Here is a 20,620-nt window from a genome sequence, read left to right on the forward strand (position 1 = left end):
GAAATTAAATCATGCATTATTTATTTACTCTTTATAAATTTTATTAATTTTTCTTTAAAATAGAGAAAAAAGTTTCTTGAGGTATACTTACATTACCAATTTTTTTTAATTTTTTTTTACCATATTTTTGTTTTTGCAATAATTTTTTTTTTCTTGTAATATCCCCTCCATAACATTTAGAAAGTACATTTTTTCTTAATTGTTTTATTTTTTCTTTAGATATTATTTTATTTTCTACAGATGCTTGTATAACAATATCAAATTGATGTCTAGAAATAGTTTTTTTTATTTTTTTCAATATTTTTTTAGAAAAACTATAAACATTTTTATAAAATATTATAAAAGATAATGCATCAATTTTTTTTGAATTTATTAATATATCTAATTTTACTACATTTGATTTTTTATATTTTAGAAAATTATATTCTAAAGAAGCATATCCTTTTGAAATAGATTTTAGTTCATCAAAAAAATTTATAATTATTTCTGAAGTTGGTATTTCATAAATTATAAAAATTTGATTTTTATAATATTTTATTTCTTTCTGTATTCCTCTTTTTTTTATACAAAGATTAATTATTTTACCAAAAAATTTTATTGGAGATAAAATTATACATTTAGAAATAGGTTCTTTTATATATTTTATATATTGTTTTTTAGGAAATTTAGAAGGATTATCTATATAATAAACTTTATTTTTTTTAGTATACACTTTATATATAACATTTGGTGATGTGGATATTAAATTTACATAATATTCTCTTTCTAATCTTTCTTTTATTATTTCCATATGCAATATACCAACAAAACCACATCTAAAACCAAATCCTAAAGAATTTGAATGTTCTATATCATAAGATAAAGCATTGTCATTTAAACTTAATTTTTTTATTCCATCTTTTAATATTTTATATTTATCAGGATCAATTGGAAATAGACTTATATATATTTGAGGTTTTATTTTATTAATTTTTTGTATATTTTTTTTTTCTAAATTATCAAAATTAGTAATCGTATAACCAACTGATATTTTTGAAATCTCTTTAGTTCCACATATTGCCCATCCTATTTCTCCACTTTTTAAACAACTTTTAAAAATTTTTTTTGGAGTAAAAATTCCTACTTTTTCTACTTTAAAAATATATCCAGTATTTATTATTCTTATTTTAGAATTTTTTAATAATATACCATTTTTTATTCTAACTAAAATTATTACCCCTAGATAATTATCAAACCATGAATCTATTATTAATGCTTGTAATTTTCCTCGATTTTCACCTTTTGGGAAAGGTATAATTTTAATTATTTTTTCTAATAATTTTTTTATACCTTCTCCAGTTTTCGCAGAACATTTTACATAATCTTTTGTTGTAATTCCTATTATATTTTTTATTTCTTTAATAGATTTAGAAATGTTAGAAGTTAATAAATCTATTTTATTCAACACTGGTATTATTTTTAAATTCATTTTCATTGCAAATTGACAATTTGACAATGTTTGAGCTTCTACTCCTTGCGTAGAATCTATTATTAACAATACTCCTTCACATGCATATAATGATCTAGAAACTTCATAAGAAAAGTTAACATGACCTGGAGTATCTATTAAGTTAAATAAAAATTTCTTCCCTGAAATAGATGTATAATTTAATGATACACTTTGGGCTTTAATAGTAATACCTCTTTCTTTTTCTAAATCCATAGAATCTAAAATTCTATTTTTCATTTCTCGTTTTGGTAATCCATTACATATCTGAATAATTCTATCTGACAAAGTAGATTTTCCATGATCTATATGTGCTATAATAGAAAAATTTCTTATGTTTTTCATATTTTTTATATTGTAAAAATGTTTTTATTTTATAAAAATAAATTATTAAAAAATATAAAATTGTTGATATTTATTAACATAAAAGTTCATAAAAATCAATTTTATATATTTTAATGAAAATAAAAAAATTTTAGTTAATTTATTAAATATAATATATATTTATTTTAATTATAAAAAAATATTTTTGTAAACATAAATATATTTTATTATAAATTTTTTTTATTATGTTTGTTTATAATAAAAAAAATTTTTATATTCTTAATATTAGTTTACATATTATGAGATTATAAAAATATGAAAAGAAAAAAAGTAATAGTTGCAATGTCTGGTGGTGTTGATTCATCAGTTTCTGCTTGGATTTTAAAAAAAAAATATAATGTAGAAGGATTATTTATGAAAAATTGGGAAGAAAATGATACAAAAAATTTTTGCGCCTCTAAAAAGGATTTAGAAGACGTTAAAAAAGTTTGTAATTTAATAAAAATTCCATTTCATAAAATAAATTTTTCTATAGAATATTGGGAAAAAGTTTTTTCAAAATTTTTGCTTGAATTAAAAAATGGAAAAACTCCAAATCCAGATATTTTATGTAATAAAGAAATAAAATTTAAAATCTTTTTAAATTTTGCTATAAAACATTTAAAAGCAGATTTTATAGCTACAGGACATTATGCTAGATTACATTGTATTCATAAAAAATTTTTTTTAAAAAAAGGATTAGATAAAAAAAAAGATCAAAGTTATTTTTTATATACATTAAAAAAAAATCAATTAAAAAAGATTTTGTTTCCAATAGGAAATATGCAAAAAAAAAAAGTAAGATTGATTGCAAACAAATTAAAAATGTCTGTGGCTAATAAAAAAGATTCTATGGGGATATGTTTTATAGGACCTAAAAATTTACAAAATTTTTTAAAAAAATATATTTCTGAAAAAATAGGAAATATATTTACAATTTCAGGAAATTGCGTTGGAAAACATTATGGATTACATAATTGTACTTTAGGTCAAAGAAGAAAAATAGGATATATAAAAAAAAAAAATATTATAAATAAATTTTCTCCTATATACGTAGTTGGAAAAAATATTAAAAAAAATATTATATTAGTTTGCAAAGGATATAATAATCCTCATTTAATGTCTATTGGCATGTTTATAAAAAAAATAAATATTTTAGTAAAAGTTGATATACGAAAAACTTTGTTTTGCTCTATAAAAATAAGACATCAAAAAAAAGTTTTTAAATGTTTTGTAAAATTTAAATATAAAAACATAGTTAAAGTTATATTTGAAAATCCTATTTCTTCTATAACACCTGGACAATCTGCTGTATTTTATATATCTAATATATGTTTAGGAGGAGGCATAATTTTTAAAAAAATTCCATTGATAAAAAATATAAAAATATAAAAAAATGTACTTTTTTATTTTAAACATTTTACAAAACAAATTTATAATAAAAAATAATGTTTTTATTACAAATTTCTTTAAAAGATTATATTAATTAATATATTATAAAAATTCTTTTTACAAAAAAAAATTAGTAAACTTTAAACAACATGAAAAATATACATTTACTTTTTAAAAAAAAAATTTTAATTTTAGGAATTAGAAATAAATTTTCTATAGCTTATGGAATTGCAAAATCTATGATATTATATAAAGCAAAATTAGCTATAACATATTTTAATGATAGAGAAAAAAAATTTATAAAAAATTTTGCAAATCAAAACAATTGTAAAATAATATTAAAATGTGATGTTTCTAGTGATAGAAGTATAAATAATTTATTTTTAAAATTATCAAAATATTGGAAAAATTTTGATGGCTTAGTACATTCTATAGCATTTGCAGAAAAAAAACAATTTTCTAAAAATTATTTGGACATTATAGATAGAAGAAATTTTCTTTTATCACATGAAATTAGTTCTTATAGTTTTTTAGCTTTATGTAAAGCGTGTAAACATATGTTAAATAAAAATTCTTCTTTATTAACAATTTCTTATTTAGGTTCAAATTTGGTAGTTCCTAATTATAACGTAATGGGCCCAGCGAAAGCATCTTTAGAATCAAATGTAAAATATATAGACTATTATTTTAAAAAAAAATATATTAGAGCTAATGCTATTTCAGTAGGGCCAACAAAAACAACTTCTTCATATGTAATAAAAAACTTTCATAAAATTTACAAAAAATATAAAAAAAAAATATTAAAAAAAAAATGTATAAATATATTTCAAATAGGAAATATAGCTTCTTTTTTATGTTCTGATATTTCCATAGGAATATCTGGTCAAATAATTCATGTAAACGATGGTTTAAATAATATTTTTTAATAATATGTTATTTATATAAAATCAATAATTTTTTTTAAAAAAATAAAATAAAAAAATAATAAAATTTTTATAATACTTTAATTAAAATATTTTTCATATAATAAAAATTATATAATAATAAAATATTTTATTTTTTATAAATTTTAAAATATTAATTTAAATATTTTTAAAATTTTTTTATTTTTAAAAATTTTTATTATTTTTTAACAAAATAAAATTTCTTAGGAGAAATTATGAGTTTAAAATCATTAGATATTTTTTTATATATTAGTTTTTTTTTTAATTTATTTGTTTTAACAAATCCAATAGGTATGATACCAATTTTTATTAGTATGACAAATAATCAAGATTCTTTAGAAAGAAATAGAACCAATTATAATGTTGTATTAACAGTATTTTTTATATTATTTTTTTCATTACTATTTGGATCAAATATTTTACATATTTTCGGAATTTCTATGCATTCATTTAGAATAGCTGGAGGAATACTTATAATAGGTATAGCCAACTCTATGATAAATGGAAAATTTTGTATTAATAAAAATAAATTAAAAAAAAATAAAAAATTAAATAAAAAATATAAAAATACTAGTATAGTGCCTTTAGCTATTCCTTTAATAGCAGGTCCTGGTGTAATAAGTTCAACCATTATATGGAGTACAAAAAATAATAATATTATAAATTTAATAATATGTACTTTTATTATTTTTTTATTTTCTTTTACTTGTTGGATATTGTTCAAATTATCAAAATTTTTTATAAAAGTTTTTGGAGAAAATGGAATAAATATAATTACACAAATTATGGGGTTATTGTTAATGTCTATTGGTATAGAATTTTTAATTAATGAAATAAAATTTTTTATATTAAAATAAAAAATTTCATATAAACAATTATTAAAATAAAAATAAAAAATGATAATTTTTAAAGATTTAGGAACAAAAGAATGGAAATATACTTTTTTTTTAATGAACAAATTTATAAAAAAAAAAAAAAAAATTAATGAAATTTGGTTTGTAGAACATCCTCCAGTTTTTACAGTTGGAAAAAATTTTTTTAAAAAAAAATATTATATTACAAAAAAAATCAATATTTATTATACAAATAGAGGAGGAGGTATTACATATCATGGATTAGGTCAACAATTAGTATATTTTTTAATTAATTTAAAAAAAAGAAAAAAAATATTTATTTTATTACGGATAATCACAAATTCTATTATTAAAACATTAAAATATTTTAAAATAAGAGGATATTATAATAAGCAAAAACCCGGGATATATGTAAATAAAAAAAAAATATGTTCTATAGGATTGAATATAAAAAATGGATATTCTATGCATGGATTTTCTTTAAATGTAGATATGGATTTGTTTCCATTTAATTTAATAGTTCCATGTAATAATGAACATGAAAAAATTTCACAAATGAAATTTTTTAATAAAAAAATATTAATAAAAAATGTAAAAAAAATATTAAAAACTAATATAAAATTTTTTTATAAAAAATTTTTTTAAATAAAAAAATAATAAAAATATTATTTATTTATAAAATAATATTAGAATAATAATACACATAAAATATACACTTTGATTATATGAAAAATAAATTTAAAAAAAATAAAATTATGTTTTCTAAAACATACAATATTATTTTGAAAAAACCAAAATGGATAATTACTAAATTTCCTACAAATAATAATAAAATAAAAAGTATAAAAAAAATATTAAAAAAAAATAATTTGCACTCTGTATGTCAAGAAGCACTATGTCCTAATATATATGAATGTTTTAGTAAAAAAACTTTGACTTTTATGATATTAGGAAATATATGTACTAGAAAATGTACCTTTTGTGCAGTTTTAAAAGGAAGACCTAATAAAATTGATTATTATGAACCAAAAAAAATAGCAAAAATAGTTAAATTAATTAATTTAAAACATGTAGTAATAACTTCTGTAAATAGAGATGATTTAAAAGATGGAGGCTCAAAACATTTTTTAAAATGTATAAAAGAAATAAAAAAAAAAAAATTAAATACAACTATAGAAATTTTAGTTCCAGATTTTAGAAAATGTATGAATTATGCTATAAAAAAAATATCTACATGTCCTCCAGATATATTTAATCATAATATAGAAAGTGTTCCTAGATTATATAAATATGTTAGAAAAGGAGCAAATTATAAACATTCACTAAATTTATTAAAAAATTTTAAAAATGAAAATCCAAACACGATTACAAAATCTGGTTTAATGATTGGATTAGGCGAAAAATATCGCGAAATATTAAAAGTAATAACAGATTTAAAAAAAAATAATGTCAATATGTTAACTATTGGTCAATATTTACAACCAAGTAAATATCATTTTCCAGTAAAAAAATATTTTACAATTAAAGAATTTAAAAATTTAGAAAAAGAAGCAGTTGAAATAGGTTTTAAAAATGTATTTTGTGGTCCATTAGTACGTTCTTCTTATCATTCAAATTTACAAATTAAACAATTAAAAACAAAAAAATATAAAGATTAATTAAAATAATTTTGAATAATTAAAAATAATACTCAATTATTTTAATTATTCAAAAAAAACATTAAAAATTTTATATAAAATTTTTTACTTTATAAACAACTTTAATTTAATGTATTTATAAAATATTTTTAATATATTAACAAATAATAATCACATTATGAATATAAAACATGTTAATAAAATTAAAAATTGTTTATTAACAAATTTATTTATATATTTTATTTTTTACTAATATAATAATTATTATATGCCAATCTTATATTTTTTTTTTTATCTATAGCAACATATATTAAATTTGCTTTAGCAACTTTATATATTATTCCTAATGGGTAAGAACTAATTTTTTTTATCCATACTTCAATTTTTATATTAATTGAACTAATTCCTGTTTTATATAATTTTGCATAACAACTAACCACATCCCCAACAGAAACTGGTTTTAAGAATATAATATTTTTTACTCTTACAGTAGTAACATTTCCTTTAGATATTTCTTTTGCTAATATAGCACCTCCTAAATCTATTTGTGACATTATCCATCCTCCAAAAATGTCTCCACTAGCATTCATATGTTTAGGCATAGCTAAACTTCTTATAACTAATTTTCCTCTTACAATTTTTTTATTTAAGCTTTTCATAAATTTTTCTTAAAATAAATTTTTATAAAATAATTTTTCAAAATAAAAAATTTTGTATAAAATTGTCATATATTTAAAATTAATAAATATATTTTATATTTTTTTAAAAAATATATGTAACAAAATATTATAACAATTTTTATAAAATTATAAATGTTAAATATGAATTTAATATATTTTAATCAAAATTTTATTCTTAATATTTATATAAAATATGCAAATTATAAAATTAATAAAATATTTTATATTTATAAATTAAAATTTTTTTACAGAATTAAACAATGAATAAAATTTAAATAAATATGTTGTCAATATGCATAATAAAAAATTTGACATAGAATTATATAAAAATAAAAATATACTTTCTGGAAAAAATTTTATTATTGAACTTATTATCAATAAAACAAATTTTGCAAAAAACCAAAATATTATTGGAATAAATAAATCTTTACATTTTGTTAAACAAATTAAAAAACTTTTTTGCATAGATAATAATATACTTTGTTTTTCTACAATTAAAATTATTGGAGATAAAGAAAAAAAAATTGAAAAAATTATAGCTGGAAACATCAGTAAAACTGTTCCTATTTGAACAACCAAATTTATAAAAAAAATTAATATAAATAAATTTGGAAAGAAAGAAGAAAATATTCTATATAAATTATAGAAATTTTTTTCTTTTTCAAATATTTTAAATTGAGCTATCATTATAATACTTTCTATAATAAACGTAATACTAACTACATAAATTATATTTTTTAAAAAAGAAAATTGTAAAAATGTTTTTTGCTGAAAAAATGTCATAAAATTAAATGTATGTATTAAAGAATACATAGAATTATTTTTACTAATAACAGAAAAATAAATTCTTTGCATAATTGGAATTATAAAACAATCAGATAAGACTACTATAAAGGAAAAAAATATAGATATAAAAAAAACTTTTATAAAATTTTTTTTTATAAAATCAAATGTCTCAATAAATAAATCAGTTTCTTTAATAAACATTATTATTATCACCATAAATAGTTTTTATAAAATGAAAAAATTTAAAACAAAATAAAAAGATATATAAAAATTTTTTTAAAATTATATAGTTTAAAATAATATTATAAAAATTAAATTTTAGTACACATCTTAAATCTTTTTGTTAAATTATTTATTTTTTCAATCATTTTTTTCTCATTGTGTAAATATTTTTCTATTTGTTTTACTATTATAGAACCACATATAACACCATCAATTTTTGAATTTAGTATATTTTTTATTTGAATTTCAGAACATATTCCAAAACCTTGTATTATAGGAATAGATGACATTTTTTTTATTTTATTTAAAATTTTACTTAAATCAAAAAAAATTTTGTTATTAATACCTGTAACTCCTGATCTAGAAAGTAAATATATATAACTAGTAGACATATTTATTATTTTTTTTAAATTAGAATTTCCTATATTAGGAGGGCATATAAAAATTTGAGAAATTTTATTTTCTATAGCATTTTTATAAAATAGGTCAGATTCTTCTATAGGTACATCAACTATTAATATAGAATCTAAATCAACATCTTTGCATTTTTGATAAAATTGTTTTATTCCATTAGAAAAAACTAAATTTGCATATGTTAATAATCCAATAGGAATATCATTATAATTTTTTCTTAAAATTTTTAATATATCAAAACATTTTTTTAATGTTATATTAGATTTTATAGCTCTAAAACTTGAATTTTGTATTATTGGACCATCAGCTAGTGGATCAGAAAAAGGAATACCTAATTCTATTGCATCAACCCCTTGATTAATTATATTATTTATTATTTTTATAGAAACATTAAAATTTGGATCTCCTAACATAACAAATGGAATAAAACATCCTTCTCTATTTTTTTTTAAATTTTTAAAAACTTTTGAATATCTTGTTTTCATAATGTTATTTTTTATTTTTTTTTATAAAATTGTTAACAGAAATTATATCTTTATCTCCTCTACCAGATAAATTAACTATAATAATTTGTTTAACTTTAGATTTTTTTTTTATTATTTTAATAGCATAAGCCAAAGCATGAGAAGATTCTAGAGCTGGTATTATTCCTTCTTTACAACATAAAATTTTAAATGCATTTATAGCTTCGTTATCACTAGTAGTTACATATTTTACTCTTTTCAAATTGTTTAACCATGCATGTTCGGGCCCTACAGAAGGAAAATCCAAACCAGCAGATATTGAATATGATTCTTGTATTTGACCTTCATAATTTTGTATAACTTTAGATTTCATTCCTAGGTATATTCCCGTTTTACCATATTTTAAAGATGCACTATGTTGATTGTGTTTTTTCCCACCAGCTTCTACTCCTATAAGTTTAACTGAAGTTTCTTTTAAAAATTTTGAAAAAATTCCTATAGCATTAGATCCACCTCCCACGCAAGAAATTATTATATCAGGATATTTTCCTTCTAATTTTAAAATTTGTTTTTTAGTTTCTATACTTATAATACTTTGAAATTTGTGTACTATTTTAGGATAAGGATGAGGCCCTGCTGCAGTTCCTATCATGTAATGAGAGTTCTCATAGTCATGAGACCATGCTCGCATAGCTTCATTACAAGCACTTTTTAAAGTTTTTGTTCCTGTTTTCACAGCAATTACTTCTGCGCCTAATAATTTCATTTTTATAACATTAGAATTTTGTCTATATATATCTTTTTCTCCCATGTATATTACACATTTTAAATTAAGTAGAGCGCATATCATAGCTGTAGATACACCATGCTGACCAGCACCAGTTTCAGCAATTATTCTAGTTTTTTTCATCTTTTTTGCTAATAATGCTTGGCCAATTACTTGATTTATTTTATGTGCTCCACTATGTAATAAATCTTCTCTTTTTAAATATAATTTAGTATTAGTACCCAAAGTAATATTTTTACATAAAGTTAATGGTGTTGGTCTTCCAGCATAATTTTTTAATAAATAATTAACACTTTTTATAAAATTTTTTTTTTTTATATATTTTATAAAACATTTTTCTAATTTTAACAATGGATTTATTAATATTTGAGGAACATACATTCCTCCAAATTTTCCAAAATATGAATTTAAAATTGTCATTTTAATAATTTTCTTCTAATTATATGATTTTTTATTTTTAAAAATACTTTTATGATTTTATTTTTATCTTTTATTCTTATTTTTTTTTCTAATCCTGAACAAATATCTAATCCATAGCATCCTAAATCTAATGCTAGTTCACAATTTTTATTATTAATTCCGCCAGATAAAAAACTATTTTTTAAATTAATATTTTTTATAAAAGACCAATTAAATGTTTTTCCGCTTCCAGGAACATAATTATCTAATATAATCTTATTTACATTTTTATAATTTATGTTATAAATTCTATTTTTTATACCTATTGCTTTCCATATATTAATATCTTTATTTAAAATTTTTTTTAATTTGTTTATATATGTTTGATCTTCATTACCATGCAATTGTACTGCATGTAAATTAAATTTTTCAGATATATATTTTATCACATACATATTTTCATTTTTAAATACACCAACATATTTCAATGAATTTAAAAAAAAAATTTTATTTGCATCTTTTATATTAACATTTCTATAAGAAGATTTTATAAAAATTACACCTGCATACAAAGCTCCATTTTCAGAAGCATATATTGCATCTTTTTTTCTAGTAATTCCACATACTTTATGATTGCCAAAAATAATTTTTTTAACACCTAAACTTATATTTCTTTTTGACATTATAGCAGATCCTATTAAAAATCCATTTACATATTTTTTAAGATCGTTAACAATAAAGTTATTTAATATTCCTGATTCACTAATTATAATTCTATTTTTTGGTATTAAGACAGATAAATTTTTTGTATTATTTATATCTATACAAAAATTTTTTAAATTTCTATTATTTATACCAAAAATTTGTGTTTTTAAATATATTGCTCTATTTAATTCTTCTTTGTTATTTATTTCAGTTAAAATATCTAAATTCATAGTTTTTGCAATATTAGAAAATTTTATGTACTGTTCATCTTGCAATATAGATAACATTAATAAAATAGCATCAGCTCCTAAAAATCTAGATAAATAAATTTGATAACTATCTATAAAAAAATCTTTACACAAAATTGGTAGTTGTGTATTTTTTCTAACAAACTTTAAGTATTTTAAATTACCATCAAAATATTTTTCTTCCGTAATTACTGATATTGCAGATGCATATTTATTATAGCATTTTACTATTTTTTCAATATTAAAATTTTTACATATTTTTCCTAAAGACGGAGAAGATTTTTTAATTTCTAAAATATAAGAAATGTTTTTTTTTTTAAAAGAATTTTTAAAACTAACATTAGTTTTTTTTATTAAATGTTTAAACGTACTTATTGGATTAATTTTTTTCATATTATTAACCCAATTTTTTTTATAATTTAAAATATCTTTTAAAATTTTTCTTTTCATATTTTATTTCCATTAGATATTTTTTGCATAAATTTATAAACTTCTCCTTGTTTAATTAATTTAAGTATATATTTCGCATTATCTTTTAAATTTTCTTTTCCAAAAGTTTTTAAAAGTATTGATACATTTGCAGATATAGTTTCTAAATATATATCTTCTCCTTTTCCTTTTATTATATTTTTTATAAAATTTTCATCTTTATAAAAACTTTTTTTACAATATGTTTTAAATCCAAAGTCTTCAGGATATAATTTATATGCTATAATTTTATTATTTTTTAATTCATTTATATACGTAGATCCATGTAAAGTAACTTCATCATAATTCTGACTATGTAATATTATAACTCTTTTATATTTTAGAATTTTACAAATTTTAGCTATTATTGGTACTAATTTTAAGTTATAAACTCCTATAACAGATAATGGGGGTCTAGATGGATTTAATAAAGGACCTATTAAGTTAAAAATTGTTCTTATTTTTAACTTTTTTCTTATATTTTTTATATGACTAAATCCATCATAATACAATGGAGCTAATAAAAAACATATATTAAATTTATCTAAATTTTTTCTAGATGTTTTAGAAGAAACATTAATTTCTATATTATTTTTTTTTAAAAAATCTGCAGATCCTAATTTACTAGTTATATTATAATTACAATGTTTAGCTATTTTAAAACCGGCAGCAGCAGCAGTTATAGCACTAATTGTTGAAATATTTATATCATTTTGATAATCTCCTCCAGTTCCTGTGATATCCGAAAATAAATAACTAGGTTTTTTAAAAAATTTTTTTTTTTTTAAAAAACTTTTAACAGCTCCTAAAATTTCATATATATTTTCTTTTTTAGATTTTATTAAAACTATAGCAGAAATTATTTCAACGTCGTTTATTTCTTTATAATATATTTTTTTAAATAATTTATAACTTTCTGAAAAATTTAAATTCTCTGATTTATATAACTTTCTAAATATTTTTTTCATATTTTTTATTAATATATTTTTATTTTTAATAAATTTAGTTTATACACAATTTTTATATAAAAAATTTTATTTTAAATATTAATATACTTATTAATAATTAATTTATTAAAAAGTATTTTTTAAAAGTAAAAATAATATAATTTTTTTAATTATTAAAAAAATAAAATTTTTTGTATAAATAATATAACTAATAATATATAAATTTTATTTTTTTATAAACGAAAACATTAATTTAAAAAAAATTATAAAATTTTAAAAAATTATTCTTTTTATACTATTGTTATTTCCTGTTATCATAGTATTTGAGCTATTCTTTATATTATGATCATTTAATATTTTATTCGTTAAACCCCCTGATTCTATTACTTGTAATTCTCCAGATAGAAAATTAAAAATATTTTCTTTTTCTATTATTGAACAATCTAATCTACCTGACGCTACATATGCAAAATCTAAAATATATGATCCTGTTATTCTAATAGAAACATTTTTTTTTAATAGTTTATTTATAATTTTTACATATTTTTCTTTTATAAGATTATTTTTAATTGGAATGTGAACAGACAAAGTGATATCATTATTTATTTTATTATTACATCTCATTCTATATCCATTTAATTTTGAACCTTCTCCTTTTACAGATGTAAATAATTCATTTCTTAGTGGATCATATATTACAGACATAAAAATTTTTTTATTCACAAAATTTGATATTAAAATACAAAAATGAGGAAATTTGTTATTAAAATTTAAATATCCATCTAAAGAATTTATAAACCAACAAACTTTTGAAGTTTTTAAATTATAATTTATATTTCTATTAGTTATATAAATATGATTAGGATAATATTTATATATTTCATTAATTATTATATTTTCAGATTTTTTAATAATTTCGTTAAAAAAAAAATTATTTTTGTCAATTTGTTTTTCAAAAAAAAAATTAGAATCATAGTATTTTATTATAAAATTTCCAGCTTTTCTAATAGCAGAAGTAGCAATATTTATCATAGGATTCATAATTATAATGACCTTATATGTTATAAAAAAATATAAATAAAAAAAATATAGAAAATATATATTTTATAACAAAAAATAATATAAAAAAATTGAATAATATTATATATTTATATGCTTTATAAAATATAATTTGAATAAAATTTTTAAAAAATATATTTTATGTTAAGAATATAAATATATATTAAAATATAAAAATAATTTAATAAAAAATTAAAATAAATTGCATTATTATTTTATTAATATTTTTCAATATAAATATTAATATCTAATATCTTACAAAATTATAAAAGTATTATGAAAAAAAATATAAAATCTATAAAAGGTATGAATGATTATATAGGTAATGAACTATTATTATACAATAATATAGTTAAAATTTGTAAAAAAATATTAAAAAAACATTGTTATGAAGAAATAAAAACACCTGTTTTAGAACATACTGAATTATTTAAAATTTCTATAGGAAATAACACTGATATAATAGAAAAAGAAACATATTCTTTTATTGATAGAAGTAAAAAAAATGTAACTTTAAGACCAGAGGGAACATCTGGTTGCATAAGATCTATTATAGAACATAATTTACTGTATAAAAAAAAAATACAAAAATTGTGGTATTTAGGTTCTATGTTTAGACATGAAAACACTCAAAAAGGAAGATATAGAGAATTTAATCAATTTGGTATAGAAATTGTAGGAATAAATAATATATATATTGAATTAGAAACAATTTTAATAACTAAAAAAATATGGGAAAATTTAGGAATATTAAATTGTTTAAATTTAGAGATTAATTCTATAGGTTCTATATTTGAAAGAAAAACATATATAAAAAAATTTAAATATTTTTTAAATGATAAAAAAAAAACTATTGAAAAATATTATAATAAAAATTATAAAAAAAATCCATTCAGATTATTTGACAGCAAAAATATTAATATAAAAAAAATTTTAAAAGACGCTCCATTATTATATAATAGTTTAAATGAAAAAACATTATTAAGATTTAAAAATTTATGTAACATTTTAAAAAAATTTAATATAAAATATAAAATAAATAAACAATTAGTAAGAGGATTAAATTATTATAATGATACAGTATTTGAATGGAAAAATAAAAAATTAAACACGCAACATACAATATGTGCCGGGGGGCGTTATGATAAGTTATCATATTTATTAAACAAAAGAAATATTTTTGCATTTGGATGTGCAATAGGAATAGATAGATTAATGTTATTAAAAAAATATTTTAAAAAAAATATTTTAAAAAAAAATACAATTGATATAGAAATAATACCTTTAGAAAAAAAAATGTTATTAAAAGCAATAAAAATATCAGAAAAAATAAGAAAAAAATTTCCAAAATTAAGTATTATGACAAATTTTTCTAATGAAAGATTAAAAAAAAAATTGAAAAAATCAAATATTAATAAAGTAAAATTTATAATATTAATAGGAAAAGAAGAAATAAAAAATAAATATTATACTTTAAAAAATTTAACAAAAAATAGTCAATATAAATATTCTTATAAAAATCTTATTGATAAAATAAATCATTTATTTAAAAATAATAAATAAAACATATTAAAAATTTTGTATACATTATATAGGGAAAAAATGTTTAATATAAACAATAAAATTGAAGATGATAAAAAAATTTTTAATATTTTAAAAAAAGAAAAAAAAAGACAAGAAAACCAAATAAATTTAATAGCTTCAGAAAATTATGCGAGCAAAGCAATTTTATCAGCTCAAGGTTCTATTTTTACAAATAAATATGCTGAAGGAAATATAAACAATAGATATTATGCTGGATGTAAATATATAGATGAAATTGAACATTTAGCAATCAGTAGGGCAAAAAAACTTTTTAAAGTAAAATATGTTAATGTACAACCACATTCAGGATCTCAAGCCAATTTTGCTGCATATTTTGCAGTATTAAAAAATGGAGATAAAATATTAGGAATGAAGTTGTCTCATGGAGGACATTTAACACATGGATCTTCAGTAAATTTTTCTGGAAGAATGTATAATTTTATATATTATGAAACTAATAAAAATGGAAAAATTGATTATTTACAATTAGAAAAATTAGCTATTAAACACAAACCAAAAATGATTGTTGGAGGTTTTTCTTCATATTCTAGAGTTTGCAATTGGAAGAAAATTAGAAAGATAGCTGATAAAATTAATGCATATTTCTTAGTAGATATATCTCATATAGCAGGATTAATAATATCAGGTTTATATAGTAATCCAATTCCACACGCACATATTATAACCAGTACAACTCATAAAACTTTGTCTGGGCCGAGAGGTGGAATTATAATGTCTAATTATAATGATGAAAAACTTTTTAAAAAAATAGATTCTGCTGTTTTTCCAGGAACTCAAGGTGGTCCTCTAATGCATGCAATTTTAGCAAAAGCAATATCTTTTAAGGAGGCATTAAGTAATAATTTTAAAAATTATCAAATACAAATTATAAAAAATATTAATGCTATGATAAAAATTTTTAAAAAAGAAAATTTTGAAATAGTATTTAAAAAAACTTCTAACCATTTATTTTTATTGGATTTGAGAAAATATTATACTACTGGAATAGAAATAGAAAATTGTTTATCTAATGCTAACATAATAGTAAATAAAAATGGTATACCAAATGACACTACAAATTTTTTAATTACTTCAGGAATTAGAATAGGATCACCAGCAATTACGAGAAGAGGATTTAAAGAAAAAGAATCAACAAAAATATCACATTGGATTATAAAAATAATAAAAAATAAAAATAACAAAAATATAATAAATACTATAAAAAGAAAAGTAAAAATATTATGTAAAAAATATCCTATATATAAATAAAAAAAATTATTTTTTAGATTGTGTTGTCTATTTACTTTTTTTTTGATAACACAATCATATTATTAACAAATTTTAAAAAAAATTAGAAATAAATTAATTTTATATATCAAAAAAAATTGCACATACTGGGTTTCCTCCTACAAAAAAATTTTTTATTAAACACTTCAAATTTCCATTTTTTTTATCTATTTCATATAATGAAATATTATTAGATATTTCTCCTGCTACTATTAAATATTTTCCTGAAGAATCTATTTTAAAAGTTCTAGGTTGAATTTCAGTATTATAAAATTTTAATAATTTTAATGTATAATTTTTTTTTACTTTAAAAGATGTTATAATGTTTTTATGTCTATCTGAAGCAAATAAATATTTACTGCATGGAGTAATTTGTATTTCTGAAGCCCAATATTTTTTTTCTGTATTAGGTAATAAACTTATATTTTGTAGTATTTCCATGTTTTTATAAATTTTTACTGTAGATATGGTACTATTCAACTCATTTATAATATATAAAATTTTTTTATTAGAATGTATTGTGCAATGTCTAGGGCCAAATTTTTTACCTAATTTAAAGAAATTAACAAAATTTTTCTGTATTTTTTTTAAATTTGACATATTAAAATAATAAATTTTATCTTCTTTTAATGCAGTAAAAAATAACAAATTATAATAATTGTTTAATAAAGAAAAATGACATCCTCTTATATTATGAATAGTATAATATTTTTTATAAGGAATACCATATTTATTAATTTTATATAATTCTAAACAATCTCCATGAAATGAACTACTAAACAAAATTTTATTTTTAAAATCTATATTTATGTGATTTGTTGGATATTTTATATTTATTTCACTATTTTTTTTTAATGTTCCATCTTTTAATATTTTTAATGTTAATATTTTATTTTCATATCTTAATCCAACATACAATAATTTTTTTTCTTTGAATATATTTATTGGTTGAATGTTTCCTGATACCTTAAAATTTTGTATTTTCTCAAAAAACATATTTTCATTTATTTTTAATACTTGTATTACATTTTTATTTGGCATGGATATATAAACTATTTTATTCATTTTTTTATATTTTATTTATTTAAATTTTCTTTTACAAAAATATTTTGTTAAAAATTATAACATAAAATATAAAATATTTTTACAAAAGCAAAATATAAACAACTTAACAAATTATATAATTATTTTTTTACAAAAAAATAATTATATAATTTTTAAAAATATATAAAATATTAAATATATATTTTATGTTTTATAAAAATAAAAAAATTGTTAAAAAAATATTTAGTATAAATATATTTTATTATAGATATAATAATATTATAATTAAAAATTAAAAAATTATATAAAATAATATTAATATGGAAAAAATATGAAAATAAGAATTGCAATAAATGGTTTTGGAAGAATAGGAAGATTAGTTTTTAGATTAGCACAAAAAAGAAATGATATGGAAGTAGTAGCAATAAATGATTTATTAACAACTAAATATATAAAATATTTATTAAAATATGATTCTACTCATGGAAAATTCAAAAAAAAAATAGAGGTTAATAAAAATATTTTATTAATAGATGGAAAAAAAATACATACATCTTCAGAAAAAAATCCAGAAAATTTGTCATGGGGAAAATTGTTAGTGGATGTCGTAATAGAATCTACAGGAATATTTTGTGATAAAGAAAATGCAAATAAACATATATTATCAGGGGCTAAAAAAGTTATAATAACAGCTCCTACAAAAGATAATATACCTATGTTTGTAAAAGGAGTAAATTTTAATAAATATAAAGGTCAAAATATAGTATCAAATGCTTCATGTACTACTAACTGTTTAGCTCCATTAGCAAAAATTATACATGACGAATTTGAAATATTAGAAGGATTGATGACCACAGTACATGCTACTACATCAACTCAAAAAACTGTAGATGGTGTATCTAAAAGAGATTGGAGAGGAGGAAGAGGAGTTATGCAAAATATAATTCCATCTTATACTGGTGCTGCAGCAGCTGTTGGAAAAGTTATACCAGAGCTTTATGGTAAATTAACAGGAATAGCTTTTAGAGTTCCTACACCAAATGTTTCTGTTGTAGATCTTACAGTAAGATATAAAAAATCTGCCACATATAAAGAAATTTGTAATGTTATAAAAAAATATTCAAAAAATAAAATGAAAAATGTAATAAAATATGTAAAAGATCAAGCAGTATCATCAGATTTTAATGGAAGTACTTTTACATCTATTTTCGATGAAAAAGCAGGAATTTTATTAAATAAAAATTTTGTTAAATTAATATCTTGGTATGATAATGAAATTGGATATTCTAGTAAAGTATTAGATTTAGCAAGTATGATAAACAAAAAAAGTATAAATTAATAAAACAAAAAATTTTATAAAAAATAATTATTTATTTAGTAGTATTATTCCTACATATAGAAATAATACTACAATTTATAAAAATTATTTTTCTATCATCTTATTTATTTCTAATAAAATATTTTTTACCCATACATTTATTCTAATATCAGTTTTTTTTGGTTGTCTATCTTCATCTATTGCTAATCCAACAAAATTTTTTTTGTTATATAAAGCTTTAGAACTATCAAAAAAATAATTTTTTGTAGGCCACTTACCAACTAAATTAGCACCATTTTTTTTAACAATTTTATATATTGTACCCATAGCGTCACAAAAATATTCTGAATAATCTTCTTGATCCCCACAACCAAACAATGCTACAGTTTTATTATTAAAATTTATATTTTTTAGAATTGGCAAAAAATCATCCCAATCAGATTGTAAATCTCCATAATACCAAGTAGGAATTCCCAAAATTAATATATTATATTTTTCTATAGTTTCTTTGGAAGAGTTTGATATATCATGTATGTTAACGTCTTTCAAATCAATTTTTTTCAATATTTTTTTAGCAACTTTTTCTGTATTTCCTGTGTCACTTCCAAAAAAAATACCAATTTTTTTCATTTTAACATCCTATATAATAAAAAATAAATATAATAATTTTAAAAAACATTAGAATTATTAAATAATTTATTTTATATATTTAAAATTTTATTTTAATATATATAACATATCAAAATTTTTTTATTTCTTTAACAACATATAAAACAATATGAAAAATTCAGAATTAGAAAAAATAATAAATAAAAAATTAAACAAGAAAAAATTTAAAGATTGTATATATAATGGATTACAAATAGAAGGTGCTAAAAAAATAAAAAAAATAATTACTGGAGTAAGTATATGTAAAAAATTAATAAAAATTGCAATATTAAAAAATGCAGATGCTATTATAGTTCATCATGGAATGTTTTGGAAAAATAAAATAAAAAATATAAAAAATATACATAAAAATAGATTAAAGCTAATTTTAGAAAATAACATAAATTTATACTGCTGGCATGCTCCTCTAGATTTAGATACATCTATTGGAAATAATGTATGTATAGCAAAAAAATTAAAAATACAAATTAAAGGTAAAATTAATGATTTTTTATTTTGGGGAGAATTTAAAAAAAAAATTAATTATAAAAAATTAAAAAATTATATAAAAAAAAAATATCATAGAAATCCTTTTTGTTATAATACAAAATTTAAAAAAAAAAATATAAAAACAATTTCTTGGTGTAGTGGAAAGGGACAAAAATTTATTTCAGATGCGGCTAATTTTGGAGTAGATGCTTTTTTAACTGGTGAAGTATCAGAAGAAACTATGCACTATGTTGACGAATATAAATTATATTTTTTTTCAGCTGGTCATCATGTAACAGAAATAGATGGTGTTAAAAAATTAGGAGAATGGATACAAAAAAAATATAATATAGAAACTATATTTGTTAATATACACAATCCAATTTAATTATTTA

19 protein-coding genes are annotated in these 20,620 nt (G+C 18.3%); 9 read left to right on the forward strand and 10 right to left on the reverse strand.

The genetic code is table 11. The annotated features are described in order from the left end of the window. Positions 1-43: 43 nt before the first annotated feature. Positions 44-1,831, reverse strand: a complete 1,788-nt coding sequence (lepA, locus tag RJD44_RS00910) for a translation elongation factor 4 (RefSeq protein ID WP_343190107.1) — start codon at positions 1,829-1,831, stop codon at positions 44-46. Between the two features lie 294 nt (positions 1,832-2,125). On the opposite strand from lepA, the gene mnmA reads away from it, so the two are divergent. The 5 genes from mnmA (at position 2,126) to lipA (ending at position 6,697) form a co-directional block, all read left to right on the forward strand. After that, positions 2,126-3,241, forward strand: coding sequence for a tRNA 2-thiouridine(34) synthase MnmA (gene mnmA, locus RJD44_RS00915; protein WP_343190108.1), 1,116 nt, complete (start codon positions 2,126-2,128; stop codon positions 3,239-3,241). A 158-nt stretch (positions 3,242-3,399) separates the two neighbouring features. Further along, a complete protein-coding gene (locus tag RJD44_RS00920; protein WP_428994205.1) occupies positions 3,400-4,167 on the forward strand; it encodes an enoyl-ACP reductase FabI in 768 nt (255 codons plus the stop codon). Positions 4,168-4,400: 233 nt separating this feature from the next. Then, positions 4,401-5,042, forward strand: coding sequence for a YchE family NAAT transporter (locus RJD44_RS00925; RefSeq protein WP_343190110.1), 642 nt, complete (start codon positions 4,401-4,403; stop codon positions 5,040-5,042). Between the two features lie 39 nt (positions 5,043-5,081). Further along, complete coding sequence (gene lipB, locus RJD44_RS00930; RefSeq protein ID WP_343190111.1) at positions 5,082-5,684, forward strand: lipoyl(octanoyl) transferase LipB; 603 nt, start codon at positions 5,082-5,084, stop codon at positions 5,682-5,684. Positions 5,685-5,764: 80 nt separating this feature from the next. Beyond that, on the forward strand, positions 5,765-6,697 hold the full coding sequence (lipA, locus tag RJD44_RS00935) for a lipoyl synthase (protein WP_343190112.1): 933 nt from the start codon (positions 5,765-5,767) through the stop codon (positions 6,695-6,697). A 218-nt stretch (positions 6,698-6,915) separates the two neighbouring features. Here lipA and yciA read toward each other — a convergent pair whose 3' ends face one another. The 7 genes from yciA to RJD44_RS00970 form a co-directional block, all read right to left on the reverse strand. Next, a complete protein-coding gene (gene yciA, locus RJD44_RS00940; RefSeq protein WP_343190113.1) occupies positions 6,916-7,335 on the reverse strand; it encodes an acyl-CoA thioester hydrolase YciA in 420 nt (139 codons plus the stop codon). 255 nt (positions 7,336-7,590) lie between these two features. Next, positions 7,591-8,358: a YciC family protein gene (locus RJD44_RS00945; RefSeq protein WP_343190114.1), complete on the reverse strand. Its 768-nt coding sequence runs from the start codon at positions 8,356-8,358 to the stop codon at positions 7,591-7,593. A 95-nt stretch (positions 8,359-8,453) separates the two neighbouring features. Then, complete coding sequence (gene trpA / locus RJD44_RS00950; RefSeq protein WP_343190115.1) at positions 8,454-9,263, reverse strand: tryptophan synthase subunit alpha; 810 nt, start codon at positions 9,261-9,263, stop codon at positions 8,454-8,456. A 4-nt stretch (positions 9,264-9,267) separates the two neighbouring features. Then, positions 9,268-10,449 (reverse strand): tryptophan synthase subunit beta, encoded by a 1,182-nt coding sequence (trpB, locus tag RJD44_RS00955; RefSeq protein ID WP_343190116.1) that lies wholly within the window; start codon positions 10,447-10,449, stop codon positions 9,268-9,270. Continuing rightward, positions 10,446-11,831: a bifunctional indole-3-glycerol-phosphate synthase TrpC/phosphoribosylanthranilate isomerase TrpF gene (gene trpCF, locus RJD44_RS00960; protein WP_343189752.1), complete on the reverse strand. Its 1,386-nt coding sequence runs from the start codon at positions 11,829-11,831 to the stop codon at positions 10,446-10,448. The genes trpB and trpCF overlap by 4 nt, the downstream gene beginning before the upstream one ends. Next, positions 11,828-12,817: an anthranilate phosphoribosyltransferase gene (trpD, locus tag RJD44_RS00965; protein WP_343189753.1), complete on the reverse strand. Its 990-nt coding sequence runs from the start codon at positions 12,815-12,817 to the stop codon at positions 11,828-11,830. The genes trpCF and trpD overlap by 4 nt, the downstream gene beginning before the upstream one ends. Positions 12,818-13,069: 252 nt before the next feature. After that, complete coding sequence (locus RJD44_RS00970) at positions 13,070-13,837, reverse strand: inositol monophosphatase family protein (protein ID WP_343189754.1); 768 nt, start codon at positions 13,835-13,837, stop codon at positions 13,070-13,072. A 294-nt stretch (positions 13,838-14,131) separates the two neighbouring features. Here RJD44_RS00970 and hisS point away from each other — a divergent pair, with 294 nt between their 5' ends. Both hisS and glyA read left to right on the forward strand, forming a co-directional pair. Next, the gene (hisS, locus tag RJD44_RS00975; protein WP_343189755.1) at positions 14,132-15,418 is read left to right on the forward strand and encodes a histidine--tRNA ligase; all 1,287 of its coding nucleotides are present in this window, start codon (positions 14,132-14,134) and stop codon (positions 15,416-15,418) included. 39 nt (positions 15,419-15,457) lie between these two features. Further along, positions 15,458-16,708, forward strand: coding sequence for a serine hydroxymethyltransferase (gene glyA, locus RJD44_RS00980; RefSeq protein WP_343189756.1), 1,251 nt, complete (start codon positions 15,458-15,460; stop codon positions 16,706-16,708). 99 nt (positions 16,709-16,807) lie between these two features. Here the strand turns inward: glyA and RJD44_RS00985 are convergent, their stop codons facing one another. Then, positions 16,808-17,791 (reverse strand): beta-propeller fold lactonase family protein, encoded by a 984-nt coding sequence (locus tag RJD44_RS00985; RefSeq protein ID WP_343189757.1) that lies wholly within the window; start codon positions 17,789-17,791, stop codon positions 16,808-16,810. Positions 17,792-18,101: 310 nt separating this feature from the next. Here RJD44_RS00985 and gap point away from each other — a divergent pair, with 310 nt between their 5' ends. Beyond that, entirely contained in the window at positions 18,102-19,109 is a 1,008-nt protein-coding gene (gap, locus tag RJD44_RS00990) for a type I glyceraldehyde-3-phosphate dehydrogenase (protein WP_343189758.1), read from the forward strand. Between the two features lie 84 nt (positions 19,110-19,193). On the opposite strand, the gene fldA is transcribed toward gap, so the two are convergent. After that, positions 19,194-19,718: a flavodoxin FldA gene (gene fldA, locus RJD44_RS00995; protein WP_343189759.1), complete on the reverse strand. Its 525-nt coding sequence runs from the start codon at positions 19,716-19,718 to the stop codon at positions 19,194-19,196. Between the two features lie 148 nt (positions 19,719-19,866). On the opposite strand from fldA, the gene RJD44_RS01000 reads away from it, so the two are divergent. Then, complete coding sequence (locus tag RJD44_RS01000) at positions 19,867-20,613, forward strand: Nif3-like dinuclear metal center hexameric protein (RefSeq protein WP_343189760.1); 747 nt, start codon at positions 19,867-19,869, stop codon at positions 20,611-20,613. Positions 20,614-20,620 lie beyond the last annotated feature (7 nt).

Origin of the sequence: Buchnera aphidicola (Astegopteryx bambusae) (assembly GCF_039365365.1) — a bacterium.
GTDB classification, from domain to species: domain Bacteria; phylum Pseudomonadota; class Gammaproteobacteria; order Enterobacterales; family Enterobacteriaceae; genus Buchnera_G; species Buchnera_G aphidicola_B.

What these genes read in the sequence shown, in the direction of transcription:
- lepA (WP_343190107.1), bottom strand. Translation starts at nt 1,831, where the DNA reads ATGAAAAACATAAGAAATTTTTCTATTATAGCACATATAGATCATGGA.
- mnmA (WP_343190108.1), top strand. Translation starts at nt 2,126, where the DNA reads ATGAAAAGAAAAAAAGTAATAGTTGCAATGTCTGGTGGTGTTGATTCA.
- RJD44_RS00925 (WP_343190110.1), top strand. Translation starts at nt 4,401, where the DNA reads ATGAGTTTAAAATCATTAGATATTTTTTTATATATTAGTTTTTTTTTT.
- lipB (WP_343190111.1), top strand. Translation starts at nt 5,082, where the DNA reads ATGATAATTTTTAAAGATTTAGGAACAAAAGAATGGAAATATACTTTT.
- lipA (WP_343190112.1), top strand. Translation starts at nt 5,765, where the DNA reads ATGAAAAATAAATTTAAAAAAAATAAAATTATGTTTTCTAAAACATAC.
- yciA (WP_343190113.1), bottom strand. Translation starts at nt 7,335, where the DNA reads ATGAAAAGCTTAAATAAAAAAATTGTAAGAGGAAAATTAGTTATAAGA.
- RJD44_RS00945 (WP_343190114.1), bottom strand. Translation starts at nt 8,358, where the DNA reads ATGGTGATAATAATAATGTTTATTAAAGAAACTGATTTATTTATTGAG.
- trpA (WP_343190115.1), bottom strand. Translation starts at nt 9,263, where the DNA reads ATGAAAACAAGATATTCAAAAGTTTTTAAAAATTTAAAAAAAAATAGA.
- trpB (WP_343190116.1), bottom strand. Translation starts at nt 10,449, where the DNA reads ATGACAATTTTAAATTCATATTTTGGAAAATTTGGAGGAATGTATGTT.
- trpCF (WP_343189752.1), bottom strand. Translation starts at nt 11,831, where the DNA reads ATGAAAAGAAAAATTTTAAAAGATATTTTAAATTATAAAAAAAATTGG.
- trpD (WP_343189753.1), bottom strand. Translation starts at nt 12,817, where the DNA reads ATGAAAAAAATATTTAGAAAGTTATATAAATCAGAGAATTTAAATTTT.
- RJD44_RS00970 (WP_343189754.1), bottom strand. Translation starts at nt 13,837, where the DNA reads ATGAATCCTATGATAAATATTGCTACTTCTGCTATTAGAAAAGCTGGA.
- hisS (WP_343189755.1), top strand. Translation starts at nt 14,132, where the DNA reads ATGAAAAAAAATATAAAATCTATAAAAGGTATGAATGATTATATAGGT.
- glyA (WP_343189756.1), top strand. Translation starts at nt 15,458, where the DNA reads ATGTTTAATATAAACAATAAAATTGAAGATGATAAAAAAATTTTTAAT.
- RJD44_RS00985 (WP_343189757.1), bottom strand. Translation starts at nt 17,791, where the DNA reads ATGAATAAAATAGTTTATATATCCATGCCAAATAAAAATGTAATACAA.
- gap (WP_343189758.1), top strand. Translation starts at nt 18,102, where the DNA reads ATGAAAATAAGAATTGCAATAAATGGTTTTGGAAGAATAGGAAGATTA.
- fldA (WP_343189759.1), bottom strand. Translation starts at nt 19,718, where the DNA reads ATGAAAAAAATTGGTATTTTTTTTGGAAGTGACACAGGAAATACAGAA.
- RJD44_RS01000 (WP_343189760.1), top strand. Translation starts at nt 19,867, where the DNA reads ATGAAAAATTCAGAATTAGAAAAAATAATAAATAAAAAATTAAACAAG.